14 protein-coding genes are annotated in these 14,913 nt (G+C 61.5%); all 14 read left to right on the forward strand.

The window, feature by feature from the left end:
- Positions 1–2,286 (forward strand): RHS repeat-associated core domain-containing protein (locus AC3WOE_RS30250; protein WP_492696206.1); only part of this gene is annotated, 2,286 nt, incomplete at its 5' end.
- Between the two features lie 47 nt (positions 2,287–2,333).
- A complete protein-coding gene (locus AC3WOE_RS30255; protein WP_492696208.1) occupies positions 2,334–2,570 on the forward strand; it encodes a hypothetical protein in 237 nt (78 codons plus the stop codon).
- Positions 2,571–2,649: 79 nt separating this feature from the next.
- On the forward strand, positions 2,650–3,207 hold the full coding sequence (locus AC3WOE_RS30260; RefSeq protein WP_492696210.1) for a GspMb/PilO family protein: 558 nt from the start codon (positions 2,650–2,652) through the stop codon (positions 3,205–3,207).
- 367 nt (positions 3,208–3,574) lie between these two features.
- Positions 3,575–3,835, forward strand: a complete 261-nt coding sequence (locus AC3WOE_RS30265; RefSeq protein ID WP_492696213.1) for a hypothetical protein — start codon at positions 3,575–3,577, stop codon at positions 3,833–3,835.
- 19 nt (positions 3,836–3,854) lie between these two features.
- Positions 3,855–6,158 carry a secretin GspD/PilQ domain-containing protein gene (locus AC3WOE_RS30270; RefSeq protein WP_492696232.1) on the forward strand — a complete coding sequence of 768 codons (2,304 nt, stop codon included), beginning with the start codon at positions 3,855–3,857 and terminating at the stop codon, positions 6,156–6,158.
- Positions 6,155–6,640: a type II secretion system protein gene (locus AC3WOE_RS30275; RefSeq protein ID WP_492696215.1), complete on the forward strand. Its 486-nt coding sequence runs from the start codon at positions 6,155–6,157 to the stop codon at positions 6,638–6,640. The genes AC3WOE_RS30270 and AC3WOE_RS30275 overlap by 4 nt, the downstream gene beginning before the upstream one ends.
- Before the next feature lie 3 nt (positions 6,641–6,643).
- Positions 6,644–7,033 (forward strand): type II secretion system protein, encoded by a 390-nt coding sequence (locus tag AC3WOE_RS30280; protein ID WP_492696217.1) that lies wholly within the window; start codon positions 6,644–6,646, stop codon positions 7,031–7,033.
- The gene (locus AC3WOE_RS30285; protein ID WP_492696219.1) at positions 7,020–7,496 is read left to right on the forward strand and encodes a type II secretion system protein; all 477 of its coding nucleotides are present in this window, start codon (positions 7,020–7,022) and stop codon (positions 7,494–7,496) included. Before AC3WOE_RS30280 ends, AC3WOE_RS30285 begins: the two co-directional genes overlap by 14 nt.
- Positions 7,493–7,930 carry a type II secretion system major pseudopilin GspG gene (gene gspG / locus AC3WOE_RS30290; RefSeq protein WP_492696220.1) on the forward strand — a complete coding sequence of 146 codons (438 nt, stop codon included), beginning with the start codon at positions 7,493–7,495 and terminating at the stop codon, positions 7,928–7,930. Before AC3WOE_RS30285 ends, gspG begins: the two co-directional genes overlap by 4 nt.
- A gap of 24 nt (positions 7,931–7,954) precedes the next feature.
- On the forward strand, positions 7,955–9,178 hold the full coding sequence (locus tag AC3WOE_RS30295) for a type II secretion system F family protein (protein ID WP_492696222.1): 1,224 nt from the start codon (positions 7,955–7,957) through the stop codon (positions 9,176–9,178).
- Between the two features lie 16 nt (positions 9,179–9,194).
- The gene (locus AC3WOE_RS30300) at positions 9,195–10,823 is read left to right on the forward strand and encodes a GspE/PulE family protein (protein ID WP_492696224.1); all 1,629 of its coding nucleotides are present in this window, start codon (positions 9,195–9,197) and stop codon (positions 10,821–10,823) included.
- A 64-nt stretch (positions 10,824–10,887) separates the two neighbouring features.
- Positions 10,888–11,538, forward strand: coding sequence for a hypothetical protein (locus tag AC3WOE_RS30305; RefSeq protein ID WP_492696226.1), 651 nt, complete (start codon positions 10,888–10,890; stop codon positions 11,536–11,538).
- Positions 11,535–12,053: a hypothetical protein gene (locus tag AC3WOE_RS30310; protein ID WP_492696228.1), complete on the forward strand. Its 519-nt coding sequence runs from the start codon at positions 11,535–11,537 to the stop codon at positions 12,051–12,053. The genes AC3WOE_RS30305 and AC3WOE_RS30310 overlap by 4 nt, the downstream gene beginning before the upstream one ends.
- A gap of 224 nt (positions 12,054–12,277) precedes the next feature.
- Positions 12,278–14,913 (forward strand): FG-GAP-like repeat-containing protein (locus tag AC3WOE_RS30315; protein ID WP_492696230.1); only part of this gene is annotated, 2,636 nt, incomplete at its 3' end.

Genomic DNA, 14,913 nt, shown 5'->3' on the forward strand with positions numbered 1-14,913 from the left:
GTGAGCCCGCTGCCGGCTACGGCTGGCGGCACCGCGGGCGCCAACGTCAACCTGGGCGGCTGGAGCAGCCTGTGGCAGGCCGGCGTCGTCAACGCCTGGGGCAAAGGTGAACAAGGCACGCTAGGCAACGGCGTCGTCAGCCGAGCTGCTTACGAAGCCGCCACGGGCCGCACCACGGCCGTCAATGCCGGCACGGGCACCACCAAGGGCGTGGTGGACTACAGCTTCGCGTGGGATAGCCTCAACAACCTCATCTACCGCGCCGACAACATCGGCGACCCGGTGGCTGGCGCCGTCACCGAGAACTTCGAGTACGGCGACGCCCTGACGCGACTGACCAAGTACACCGTGAACGCCGCAGGCGTGCCGACCGGCAGCCGCGTCGTGAACCTGCAATACAACGCGCTGGGCATGCTGCTGTCCAAGAGCGACGTCGGCAACTACACCTACCCGAACGCTGGCAGCGCGAGACCGCACGCCCTGGCCACGCTCAACGCCACGGACGGCACCACCACCAACTTCGGATACGACGTTGCGGGCAACCTCACCAGCGCCAGCAACGGCAAATACCGCAACGTCACCTACACCAGCTTCAATCTGCCGGACAGCCAGAGCGGCATTGTGGGTGCACCCAATGGTGCCTACGGCGGCACGGCCACCCATACTTGGGTCTACGACGAGAGCCACGCCCGCATCAAGGAAGTGCGCACCATCGTCGGCGGCTCTCAAGCCGGCACTCGCACCCTCTGGTACCTGCACCCGGACAACGCGGGCGCCCTGGGCTTTGAGAGCGAGGTCAACAGTCCGACGACGCCGACCGTGGACAACCCGGCGCAGACCACCAACCGGCATTTCTTGAGCGTCGGTGGGCAGTCGATTGGCGTGATCATCACTAACGGCAACCTGCCCACGCCGAGCAGCGACGGCAGCCTGGCCGGGCTGGGCAGCGTGACCATCAAGCGGCTGGAGTACTGGCATAAGGACCACCTGGGCAGCCTGGTGGCGACCACGGACCACACGGCCGCGGTGACGCAGCGCTATGCGTATGACCCCTTCGGCAAACGTCGCCAGGTCAACGGCAGCTATGACGCCTTTGGGGCGATCGTGATCGACTGGGGTGAGGCGACCAACGCTGGTACCAACCGCGGTTACACCGGCCATGAGCACCTGGATGACATCGGGCTCATCCACATGAATGGCCGCATCTACAGCCCGCTCATGGCGTTGTTCTTGCAGCCGGATCAGCGCATTCAAGAAGTAAAAAACCTGCAGAACTACAACCGATACGCCTATTGTTTGAACAATCCGCTGACTTGCAGCGATCCAACAGGCATGAGCTTTATCTCAGCGAGGCGGATGCTGGCAAGAGAAGACGGAGCAATTTATAGGACCAGTGTCATCAAGATGGTCAAGAGATCGGACGATGACGACGGAACTCCTATCAACTGTTACTCAGCTGGGGGAGGGCGAGCAAAGATCCTGAGTGCAGGAGGTGGTGAGGGACTCGGTACCGTTCGTGCCGCCGGTTGTGGTACGGGCGGCGGAGGCGGCGGAGAAGTCGGAGGCGGCGGAGAAGTCGGAGGTGACGGAGAGGCCGGAGGCGGCGGAGAGGCCGGAGGCGGCGGAGAGGCCGGAGGCGGAGAAAGCACGTCGAACGGTGGCGCAAGCGACACTCTTGACTCAGACAATAGCCAAGACAAACCTGCGCCTCCAGGAGGAAACCCTGGAGAGGACCCTGACTGCCCCCCAGGCAGGGTTTGTGTTTCAGGTAAACGCAGCCCCCCGTTCCCCAATCCGTTCGTGGACGCTATGAAACAGATTGATCCAAATACACTGCTGCCGTTGCCGCCAGGAGTGGATCCAAGCCAGCGCATAAAGCCGGCTCCTCAAAATGGCAAAGGGCGGCAAGCGCCGAAAGTGGATATAAATTCGAAATGTGTAAAGGCATATCTATTGGCGCATTATTCGGATTGGCGAGTGGGTAACGCTGGAGTTATGAACTATCAGCAATTTTTTGAAAGTTCAAATGCTGACTATATTGAGGCGCGCGAAGGACTTGCAGAAGTGGTAGTCGGCAAGGGCGGCTCAGGCGCAGGCGCCAAATTTGGCGGAGCAGCTCTTCAGCGCTCATATTCAGCTGGGTCCTCAGCCGCAATGCTTGGCGCCTGGATTGGACGGGCGGGTGGGACAGTTATGGCTATGGGAGATTACGTATTTACTCCCCTGAGCCTTCTTGCAACAAGCGACATAGCCACTGCGCAAGCTAATTGCACCGGGAAGCCATGAGTTGTGGAGTGTCGAATGTGTGTTGCTTTGCTTATGACGGAGGCATAATGAATCTAGTTGGACTTGGAGTGCCCACCTCGCTTATTCATCCTCGCTGGTGGGGTGTATTCTCAGTGCTTTTGGGTGTTTGGCTGGAGGTAAGGCATCCATTCTTTTCCGTGAAGGGGATGTTGGGCATTATTTTCATCATTTTGGGTGTGGTGTTTATATTAATTAAATGGGACGAGGGGCTTGTCGAAGGAGTGGGTGAGGGCAAAGAGGAGGATATATCCAAGCGGAATTGACTCGCCGGTGGGATAGTGTGAGTTCGGGGGTGGGTCTTAACTTTTAAGTCGGTGGGCAGAATTTATTCACGCTTCTCATATGTACGAGCAAATGGCATCAAAACTCAAGCCGCATCTGCTCGTCATTGCGATGGTGTCAGCCATGCTTTTGCTGGTCTGCCAAGCGGTGGCGGTTCAGCGCCTGCGCAATGAAGCGAGGACGCTTGAAGCCCTGACGCCCCCCGAGTCTTCGCCAATGACCGGCAAGGTCGACGAAAGCGACGAACTTGTCAGCGCACTTGTCGCATCAGTCGAGAGCAGGGACATCTATGGCGACGTGAATGCGCTCGCGTCTGCGGCCGGCTTGTCACTCTCGTCCTATGAAGAGGTCCAGTCTGTCGAAACCAATCAGGCCGTCTTGCGCACTCAGGAAGTTGCTCTCCAGGCCACTGCGGCCTATCCCAACCTTGTGGCCTTCCTTGCCAGTCTTCAGGCGGCCCATCCCAATGTGGCATTGGTGAGCGCCACAGTGGACCGGAAAGCCGGCGAGTCTGGTCGTGGCCCTGCGGGGGCTATTGCTTCCGCCGAGTTGCTGGCTTCGATTCGGTTGCGCGCCTATTGGGCCGTCGGGGCGGTCGACTCAACGCGTGCGCCGTGACGGCCTGCTTCGCCTCCTGTTTCATCCAGCCGTGAGCTTGCGCACCACCAAGCCGGCCTATCTTTGGGCCCTGGGTATCACGACGGTGCTCACCGTGTGGGCACTTGTCGCCCCGACTCCCGAGCCCGCTCCGGCAGTCGCTGAAATGCAGCGCGAACCTGGGCCATCGATCTCCAGCGGAGCCGCGAAAGCGGAACCCAGGGCATCGGCAATAGGCGGGGATCACGCTGAAATAACCGCGGCTCAGGTCGAAATCTTTACGGACCGCCGCCGTCCTGCGGCGGTCGATACCTCGGCGGCTCCCCCTGCGCCGCCGACCGCTTCGCTGGAGTCGGTTGGTCCACCACTGCCGCCCCCGCCTCCGCCATTGAACATCCAGTTCGCCGGGCGCTTTCGTGCACCGGATGGTCGAGCCACGGTCTATCTCCGCGACGGCGAGCGCTTTGTTGTCGCCAAGGTGGGCGACGTGACCTCCAGTGGCTACCAGATCACCGCCTTGCTGGGCGAAGGGCAGCGCGTTTTGAAGCCCGACGACAATGCCGGCCGCGTCATGGCGCTGCGCTTCCAGTACGCCCCGCTGCGCCATACCGAAATCCTCACGCTGCCGCCTGAGGCGGCCGCTCCCTGATCCACGATTGGCCTTGACGATGTCTTTGCGCTGTCCGACCTTTTTACCTGCATCCCGAGCGCTGGTCCTCGCTGCAGTCATGTTGTGCGGGTGCGCCGCCGATCAGATGAGCCGGCAGGCCCGCCAGCAGATGGCAGACGGCCGCTATGAAGAGGCCTTGCAGACACTGAACCGTGGCGTCAAGAAGCACCCTGACAACCTGGAGCTTCGCGGAGCCTGGCTGCGCGCCAAGAACGAGGCACTGACCAAGCTGATCACGGAAGCCGGCTCTGCGCATGCCCAAGGCCAGGCCGACGCCGCAGAGCAGCTGCTCAGTCGCGCTTCGCAACTCGATCCCGACAACGCACGCGTTAGAGACCTCCTCACTTCCTTGGCGACGGAACGGCGCCAGGACGCCGCACTTGTCGAAGCCGAGCAAAAGCTCGCCAAGGGCCAAGGCAATGCCGCATCACGGCTTGTGGCGGAAGCCCTGAAGTCGAACCCTCGGCATGCGGGCTTGGTCGCTTGGCAGCGCAAGTACGAACTTGGCCAACGCTCGACTCAGCTCGATGCAGCGCGCGGCAGCCTGGACGAGATTCGACCCATCTCGTTGGACTTTCGTGACACGCCGCTTCGCAATGTGCTGGATGCCGTCACCCGGCACAGTGGCCTGAACTTCGTGTTCGACAAGGACATCCGCGCCGACCTGCGCGTGACGCTGTTCCTGAACAACGTACGCGTCGAGGATGCGCTGGATCTCATCGTCAGCACCCATCAGCTGGGCAAGAAAGTGCTGGATGGCCGCACGGTCCTGATCTACCCCAATACCGCCGACAAGCAGCGCGAGTTCCAGGAGCTGGTCGTTCGCACCTTCTATCTCGCCAATGCCGACGCCCGGCAGGCCTCGGCATTCATGAAGAGCATGCTCAAGGTGAGGGAGCCTTTTGTCGACGAGCGCAGCAACATGCTGGCGCTGAGAGAGTCACCTGAGACCATTCAGCTCGCGGAGCGGCTGTTGGCGTCGTTTGATGCTGCCGAGCCCGAAGTCACCCTGGAGCTTGAGGTTCTCGAAGTCAGCTCCACGCGCCTGACCGAGCTGGGCATCAAATTCCCGGACACGCTGGGGCTCACGCCCTTAAGTGCTGCTGGCGCGACCGGCCTGACCGTGTCGAGCCTGGAAAGCCTGAACAAGGATCGCATCGGTGTGTCGGTGTCTGGCTTGCTGCTGAACCTGCGGCGCCAGGTGGGAGACTTTGAAACCTTGGCCAGCCCACGAGTGCGCATCAAGAACCGCGAGAAGGCCAAGGTGCTGGTGGGTAATAAGCTGCCGGTGGTGACGACGACAGCGTCAGCCACGGGCTTTGTGTCCGAGAACGTCAGCTACCTGGATGTAGGCCTCAAGCTGGACCTGGAGCCAGTCATCAACGTCGAAGACGAGGTCACCATCAAGGTCGCGCTGGAAGTCAGCTCGCTGCAGCAACAGATCAAAACCAACTCGGGCAGCTTGGCCTATCAGCTCGGCACCCGCAGCGCGAGCACGGTGCTGCGCCTGCGAGACGGCGAGACCCAGGTGCTGGCGGGGCTGATCAGCAAGGAAGAGACGACGAACGCCAGCCGCGTGCCGGGCCTGGGTGACATCCCCGTGGTGGGCCGGCTCTTCTCCAGCCAACTCAACAACGGCTCGCGCACGGAACTGGTCTTGGGCATCACGCCGCGCATCGTGCGCAATGCGCGCAGACCCGACATCAGCGAGAGTGAGATGTGGGTGGGCACGGAGGCGTACGGGCGCCTTCGCGCGGTGGGTGGCCGTGCCATCAGCGTGAGTGACGCCGAGCCGAGCAAGGCGAAGAACGCTGCAGGATCGGAGCCTAAGTCTGATACCGGTCCCGAAGCCGCCCCAACGTCGGGCCGCCTCGCCGCCATCACCGGCGGCGAACTGGGCCTTGGCTGGCGCAGCCCGCCGCGGGTGCGCGTGGGTGATGTGTTTGAGGTTGACCTCGTGGGGCAGTTCCCCAACGCCGTTCGCGGGCTCAATTTCGCCATGCGCTTTGACCCCAAGGCCATGGAGTTGGTCGACATCCAGCACGGCGCCTTCTGGGCTCAGGGCAGCGAAGTGAGCTTCAGCCGCGCAGTGGACGCTGCCAGCAACCAGCTGCAGTTCGGCGTCATTCGCAAGCAGGCTCAGGGCGTGGAGGGTGAGGGCACGGTGGCCCACCTGAAGCTTAAGGCCTTGCGCGAAGGCGTGATTGACTGGCCCATCGTCCAGGTGTCACCGCTTGCCGCCGGCCCGAAGATTCCGCAGGTCAAGCAAAGCCCTGCCTTCAAGCTTGAGGTGCTCAAGTGACAAAGGCGAAGCGGCTCGTCGCGGGTTTCACCCTCATCGAGATGATGGTGGTCTGCGCGATGCTGTCCGTGCTGGCCTATGCGGCACTGCCCATGACAGAGGTCGCAACGGCGCGCTGGAAGGAGCGCGAGCTGCGGGCCTCCCTCAACGAAATCCGCGCCGCGCTGGACGCCTACAAGCGCACCTACGATGAGCTGAACCCCGTCCGCCAATCCAATGTGTCGGGCTATCCATCAAGCCTCGACGCGCTGAAGCAGGGGCTCTTGGACACCCGTGGCGGTGGTGCGCCCCGCCAGATCCGATTCCTGAGGCAGATTCCCCGCGACCCCTTTGCGCCCGAAGGGCTGACGGCGGAGCAGACCTGGGCCCTTCGCGCCTTCGACTCTCCGGCCCATGCACCGCGAGCAGGCGCCGATGTCTATGACGTGCATTCCAAGTCGGAACGCATGGGCACCAACGGCATCCCGCTGAAGGACTGGTGAACCATGGTGGGTTCGGGTGCAGCGAAATCTCGGGCTGGGTTCAGCTTGATCGAATTGCTGGTGGTGTTGGCCGCGATTGCTCTGCTGCTCAGTGTCGTGGCCCCGCGCTACGTGCATCACGTGGATCGTGCGCGCGAGGCGGCGCTGCGCAGCAACTTGGCGGCCCTGCGAGACGCCATCGACAAATTCCATGCGGATCGCGACACCTACCCCGAGAAGCTCGCCGACCTGGTGGATGCTCGCTATCTGCGGGCCGTGCCCGTTGACCCGGTGACCGAGCGTGACGATACGTGGCGACTCAGCCCGGCGCGAGGGCAGACGAAAGGCATTGGTGACGTGCACAGCGGTGCCGCAGGCGCGGGAAATGACGGGCGGCCCTATGCGAACTGGTAAGGCCGGGCAAGGTGGCTACGTGCTTGTGGCGGCCCTGGTGCTGCTGGCGGCGATGGCTGCCAGTGCGTCGGTGGTGGCCGTGCGCTGGGCAGACGAAGCCCAGCGTGAGCGCGAGCAGGAACTTCTGCGCATCGGCAACGAGATCGCTGGGGCACTGGCTGCCTACGCCAAGGATTCCGCGGGAAGCACGCGAAGCCATCCGCAAGAGCTTGAAATGCTTCTTGAGGACCGGCGCGCTTTTGGGACCAAACGTTTTCTGCGTCGCATCGAACCGGATCCGATGACGGGCAAATTTCAGTGGGGGTTGATCCGCGCTGAAGATGGCGGCATCGCCGGTGTGTTCTCTTTGGGTGAGGGGCGCCCCTTCTTGCGCGTTCCCAGAGCCTTGCCTTACGTCGATTTGCCGGTTGCCGACCGGTACGCCGACTGGAAATTTGCGCCCCGCAAGGGCACCAGATCATGAAGACACTTCATCCTCGCGGCAGGGTCAGCACCGGCTTCACATTGCTGGAACTGCTGATCGTGCTGTTGATCATCGGGCTGCTGACCGGCATCGTGGGGCCGCGCTTCATGTCGCAGATGAACCGCTCCGAAACCACCACGGCCCGTGCGCAGATCGACGCCCTGAGCAAGGCGGTCCAGGCCTACCGCATCGACATGGGGCGCTATCCGGGCAATGACGTCGGGTTAAAAGCCTTGGTCCAGCCGCCTGCGGACCCGCGCTGGCACGGGCCTTACCTGAACAGCATCACCAACGGCGAGATCCCGCTCGACCCTTGGGGCTCGCCTTATGTCTATCGCTCGCCCGGTGCACAAGGCAGGGATTTCGACATCCTGAGCTATGGCCGCGACCGAGCGCTGGGCGGTACCGGCGATGACGCCGACATCCACAACTGACCTCGGTGTCCCTGAGCTCGCTTCATGTACTTCCTGGCCCGCGTTCTGGATCCCGTCAGCCGTGAGGTTTCGACCCAACGTGTCGAGGCCCGGGACGCGGTTCAGGCGGAAGGCGTGATCTCAGCCGCAGGACATCACGTTCTCGAGTTGAAGGCGGAGCATTCGCTGCGGTCTTGGCTGAACCTCGGGCTGGGTCGAAACGCAGAAAAGGAAATCATCCTGTTCTGCCGCGAGCTGAGTTCCCTGCTCAAGGCGGGACTGTCGGTCGTTGAGGCCTTGGAGGCACTGGATGCAAACCAGCAGCGTCAAAGCGCTGACGGGGGTCAGGTATCGACGAATGGCTTCTATTCGGCGTTGCTGCGTCATTTGCGTGATGGGAAGTCGCTGTCGACCGCCCTAGCCGAGATGGCTTCGGTGCCGCCACTGCTGATCGCGTCGGTGCAAGCCAGCGAGCGCACCAGCAATCTGGTGTCTGCCCTTGATTCCTATCTGCGCTACGCCGATCTGACGGCGCGCCTGCGCTCCCGGATCGTCAGTGCGGCGCTTTACCCAAGCATCGTCATCGCCTTGGGCGCCGTCATCACCGTCTTCCTGCTTTCCGTCGTGGTGCCAAGGTTTGCAGCGCTCTACGCTCAGATGGGCCCGGCCGCTGGCGGTACGACCCGCCTGCTGTTGAACTTGAGTGCCCTGCTGAAGGGCGCGCCCTGGCTGCTGCCCGTATTGGCGCTGCTACTGTTGGGGGGCGTCATGGCACTCATCACGAATGGGCGGTGGAAACGCGTCTTGGTGTGGGTAATCGATGCCGTTCCACTCTTGCGCCATCAGGCCATGCAGCTTGAGCTGACGCGCCTGTACGAAGCGCTCGCCATGCTGAGCCGCGGGGGCTTCAGCCTGCATGAGTCGCTGGACTTGTGCAAAACCATTGCGTCAGGAACGGCGCAGCGCGCACGCCTCGCTCAGGCCCAGCATTTGATTGCCGAAGGCGTTTCCGTCTCGCGCGCCTTTGCGGCGTCGGCGATCACCAATGCAGTGACTGAACGGCTGCTGCGTGCCGGCGAGAGAGGCGGAGACTTTGGTGCGGTGTTGCATGCCGTGAGCCAGCGGCATGCGGAGACCTTCGAGACTTTCGTGGAGCGAGCGACTCGCGTGGTCGAACCTTTGCTGTTGCTGGTCGTGGCGGTGCTGGTAGGCGGCTTGGTCATCACGCTCTACATGCCCATCTTCGACATCGCGTCGTCCATCCGTTGAGCGCCGACAAATGTCCATGAATTCGCCTCTCAGCCCTCAGGACGCCGCTCGGCTGCGAACAGCGCGCATGCAAGCTCAGAGCGGCCCGACCACGGTGCTCGATGAATTGGGCCAGGAGCTTGGACTTGGGCGCGCAGCTGAGCTGTTGAAGTCATGCGGAGTCGAGAGCTTGCTAGACAGCGATGGCAAGGTTGAGGAGGTGTTATCCAGCTCTAGCGCGGGTTTGCCGGCGATCAAGCTGCGCCTGGATGACGGTCGTCAGGGATGGCTGATGGCGGATCCTTTGGACGATGAGGCATTCCGCAAGTTGAGTCAGAACTCGCGGGAGTTCGTGGAGCCATTCGCGGCGCGTGCGACTACGCTTCGCGAGCTCTCGGCTTCTGAGGCGGTGGTCAACCATGTTGGCGAAGCATTGCCAACGCAAATGTCTATGGGGTCAAGCGTGGCAACCGAGGCCGCTTTTGTCGGCAGCGCGGTTGAGTTCGTCAGCCGCGCCGTGGCGACGGCGCTCGGGGAAGGGGCGAGCGACGTGCATTTCGAATGCGATCGCCAGGGCATCTCAGCCAAGCTGCGCCTGGATGGTGTGATGAGTCCGCTGTTTCGACAAGAAGGAGTGCAGCGCGCCGAAGAGGTGATCTCACGGATCAAGGTGCTGGCGCAACTGGACATTACCGAGCGGCGGCTGCCTCAGGATGGAAGGTTCCGGCACGAGGCGGCTGGGCGCGGCGTGGACCTCCGCGTCTCCATCATGCCAAGCGTGTTTGGCGAGGATGCGGTTCTTCGGCTGCTCGACAAATCGCATCTCAAATCATCCCAGGACACCATCACGCTCGAAGGTCTGGGTTTCGTCGGGGCCAAGGCGCAAGACTTGCGATTGCTCGCGCATCAGCCCAACGGCATGGTGCTGGTCACCGGACCCACCGGCAGCGGCAAGACCACGACTGTCTATGCAGCTCTTTCGGAGATCAATACCGGCCTCGAGAAGATCATCACCATCGAAGACCCGGTGGAGTACGAGTTGCCTGGCGTGCTGCAGATCCCTGTCAACGAGCGCAAGGGTCTGACCTTCGCCGTGGGCTTGCGGTCCATCCTGCGGCACGACCCGGACCGCATCCTGGTCGGCGAGATTCGCGACAGTGAAACGGCAGGAATCGCGGTGCAGTCCGCGTTAACCGGGCACCTGGTGTTCACCACGGTGCATGCCAATTCCCTCTTTGATGTGGTCGGGCGCTTCAGGCACTTCGGTATCGACATGTTTGGCTTTGTCTCGGCGCTCAACGGCGTTGTCGTACAGCGCCTGCTGCGCCGCCTTTGCCCAGCGTGCAAGAGCAGCCGCAGCTTGAAGCCCACCGAGGCGGCCTGGTTCGAGTCACTGGCCCAAGAGGCGCCGCAGTCTTTGCCGGCCGCAATCGGTTGTTTGGAGTGCCATGGGTCGGGCTACAAGGGGCGCTTCGTGGTGGCAGAGGTTCACACGTTGAGTGATGGCTTCCGTGACCTGATCGTCAGGCAAGCGGACGTCACGGAGCTCAAGCGGCACGCGTTTGAGCACGGACGTGTTCAGGTGCTGCTGCAATCTGCGCTTGAGCACGTGCAAGCGGGCGAGACAAGTTTGGAGGAGGTCTTCCGTGTGGTCGGCCGGAACTAAGCGTCGCTCGGTGGCGTATTGGCTTTCCCAGCACCGCGTGGCCCGCAGGTTGGGGGACGACGCGTTGGAACTCGTCGTCACGGAGTCAGTCGAACGAGGATTGGCTCAGCTGAAGGATTGGCTGGCCGAGAGCCCCGGCCGAAGCGGCCGGCTTTGGCTGGGGGGCGCGCTGTGCCAGCTGGTGGCTGTGCCTGCGGTGAAGGGTGTCGGTACGCTCAAGGAAGCGGAAGCGGTGGCCAAGTTGGAGCAGCAGGCCAAGGGCGGCGCGCTTGAATTCGACTTCAAACTGCATGAATGCGACCCCGTTGCGGTGCAATGGCGGGCCACGCTGACAGATCGCAGGTTGATCGGCGCCGAGGCCGAACTCTGGCAAAGCAAGTTGGCTTCCATGAAGCCCTGGTGGAGTTGGGCTTTGAGCCATGCGGCGAGCAATGGCGCAGGTGGTGCTCGGCATCAAACCCTGCTGGCTTTTGACGGAGAGACTCTGGCTGAGCTGAGCAAAGACAGTGAGGGCCGGGTGATTCAGGCGCAGACGCAATCGGTCGTAGGTGGGCTGGAGGTTCTGCGGCGACAGCTGCTCAGGCGGCAGACTGTTGCCGGCGACGTGATGTTGGCAGGCGTTGCCATGAACTTCGACGCGGAGCGGGGCACTCCCGATTCAGCAAGATCCGCGCAAAGCTTTCCATTCGAACCCTGGGCGGAGGTGGTCTCGTGAAAGCCCGCAGTGAGCCCAGCTTCGAGTTGCTGGCAAGGGCAGACCGTCGGATGCGCTGGCACTGGTTGGTTTTGGGGCTGCTGGTAGTAGCCAATGCCGGCATGGGTGGGTGGCAATACTTGCTGCGTCAGGAGCTTGTGGCGGCGCGGTTGCGACAGTCGCAGATGTCGCAGCCTGTGGAGTCACCAACCCCTCCGTTGTCAGAAGATCAAGTCCAGGCATTGGAACTGCTGCGAACGCCAGTCGGTGCTTGGCTCCGAGAGATCGAGCATTGCATCCCTGAAGGAGCTTTCGCCGAGCAACTTCAGGTGGATGCGCTGAATCGAAAGGTGGTCCTGACCGCTATTGCGAGTCCAGACGTCAATGTCGGCGCGTGGGTTGCGTGCCTGAATGACCAGAGCGGCCAATTGGCGTGGGGGCTGAAGCAGGTGACAAGAGTCGCGGGCGGTACATCAAGTCTCAAGGATGGGGAACTGCGGCTCGTTCTGGAGCGCAGGGCGGCGCCGACAAAGTAGCGCGAGGCGGCGAAGGGGATCTAACCGAGCTCGCCCCCTGCAAAACAGGCATCGATGCGTGACTTCCGTCGCGGGTTTGCCCGGGGAATCTTGACGACGGTTACGGCAGGTGCCTGCCGCACAATTTGTCGAACAAGCATGGTGAGCACGTTAGGGTCACCGCGCAGAAGTGAAGCCAGCACCTGCGAGGGGTCGCTGGTGCGGATACGCCGAGGGAGGCATTCATGAATGAATGGGTGGGCGCTTGCGTCCTGGGTAAGCGCGCGTTTGCGTTGAGTATGGTGCTGGCAGTCGTCATGCCCGGCTGTGTCTTGGCCGCCGGCATTGACGTCTCGCAGAGCGGCAGCCCGAGCTACAGCTACAGCATTGCGACGCCGCCCGGCGCTGGTGGCCTGCAGCCCCAACTCTCTTTGAATTACACCGGCGAGCGTCAAGGCATCGCGGGTGTGGGTTGGAGCCTCGGCGGCGTATCAGTTATCGCGCGGTGCGCCCCCTCGAAAGCGGTCGACGGCGCTCCTTTGCGGGTCAACTACAACGACGCGGACAAGCTGTGTCTGGATGGTCAGAGGCTGATCCAAACGGACGCTGCAGGTCAGCCTTTGGCCTTCCCGCAAAGCAACGATGCGGCCCCGGTCGCTTCAAACGGGGTGCGCGAATTCCGACTGGAACTGGATTCCAACACGCGGATCCGTGCTTACGGTAGCGCCTCAACGGGTGGTCCAGCCTACTTCAAGATCATTGGTGCGAACGGGCAAGTGCGCGAATACGGCGCAGCCGGCACCAATAAATACAACGGGACGCCTGACCCCGTTATCGGGATAGGGGGCACTTCCGGCATGACCATGATTTGGCCTCTGGTACGAGTCACGGATGCGTCGGGCAACTGGGTGCAGTTCACCTATTCCATCAATGCGGTGCCCCAAGCCACCTATACCGACCCCAATGGCGGCGGCTCGATGAACTGGCCGGCAGGCAGTGAATGGCTGCTGAGTCGTATCGACTATGCCGCGAATTATCCGACGCGGAATAGCGTTGTTCTGACCTATGCGGACCGAGGCGTCTATAACGGTGATCGCGCACTCTGGTATGCGTCCGGAATGCCGCAACTGTCAACGAAGCTCCTTTCAAAGGTCGAGACCTTCGTGGTTACCGGCTATGGCGACGTCCTCGCCCGCCGTACCAAACTGCAGTACGGCGCAGGCCCCACGACCAACCGAAGCATCCTGAGCAGCATTTCTGAATGCACTGTCAATGCGGCAACTACCGAAGTGTGTTTGCCGCCTACTTCCTTTGCTTATAGCCCTGGCAACTCTGCCATGGTTATTGATAACAGTCCGCTCGTAGATGCTGCCGGCAATGCGAATGGGCTCGGCACCATCATTCTTGATGATAACCCGTGGACCGAAGTTTATTCATCCGGCTGCAATTGCTCGTTCGCCGGTGCCGTTAGCTACGGAATGCTTACGGGAGACTTCAATGGCGACGGCCGGATCGATCTTTTGCGATGGTCTGCCACAGCTTCAGAAAATCGCTTGTTTCTCAGCGAAGGGGTAAAAAACTACAAGGCTGTGCCGGTTGGCAGTGGCGCTGGTCAATTCAATGTGACCGATTCTCGACTGAAGGGCGTTTACGACCCATTTTTGCGCGGTCCGCAAACTCCTGATTCTTGCGTTCAGACCCTGGTGCTCGACCTCAACCGCGATGGGCGAGACGATCTCTTGGTTGTGCCGACAGCGAACGGCCCGGATGCCTATGGCAAGTCGTATTGCCCCGCACCTGGCGGCACATACATGTATTTGTCAAATGGTGACGGCTCGTTCAATCGTCAGGTAGTTCGTGACGCTGCGACGCAGCAGCCTATCGCCTTGAATCGCACGCCGGGCGTTGATCCGGTTGGCAATGGCCAGTACATCAGCGGCTACGCCAACTACGTTGTTGGCGATTTTGACGGGGATGGCTTCGTTGACATTCTCGCGCTGACAGCTGACTACGCAGCGCTGGTGACCGACGCGCCGTATCCTGGTCTGTGGTGCCTCACCAGATACGTCAATTGCTCGACGACTCTATGGCTCGGCAACGGGGACGGCACTTTCCGCAAGGTCGCCACGCCTGGATTTGGTCCTATTCCTTCAATGGTCGACGCGACGTTGAACGGGAAGTGGGTACCTTATATCGTGCCTGCATCAAACGCTCCTGCTTCGGATTTCAAGGGGAATGGCGTTGTCGGCCTGACCCTGCCGGCTTTCGTAGGATGGCCGCGTGCGACGGCTCCAAACACGTTGAGCTATGTGCAAGTAACCAGTTTGCTGGGGCCTATTACCAACGCGTCGCTTAGCCTGACGGCGGGCAGCCAGACGGACCCATGCGCTGGCGCAATCTGGCTTGACTTCAACGGAGATGGTTGGACAGACGCGCTCTGCCGAGCTAACGGAAGTTTCCGCACGCGTCAAGCCATCGATGCCAACGGCAATTCTTTGTGGCTATATGGCCAGACCTATGCGCCAAGCATGTACCAATATTTCTCAAATGGGCAATTTTTTGCCGCTGACATCGATGGGGACGGGCGCACGGACCTGATGGTTAGCGGGCGTTACTACAGATCCCTTGGGAACGGTGGATTTTCTGAATTGCCTGCGCCCTTTACTGGCAGTATGGACAATAATTTCGGAAACTATTTCAAGAATTTCTTGGGTACCGGTGCGACTGAATATCTGGCAACCTACTACTCGCAGATGCAATGGGGCAGACCGTCGGTCGGCCTGAACACCTTCTACAGCAAGGTAGACCCTATGCCGCCGGACCAGCTGGTTTCAGTGACGAGCTCGACTGGCGCCAAGACCACGATTGGCTACACGAACCT

This window comes from Roseateles sp. FW305-36 (assembly GCF_058787015.1).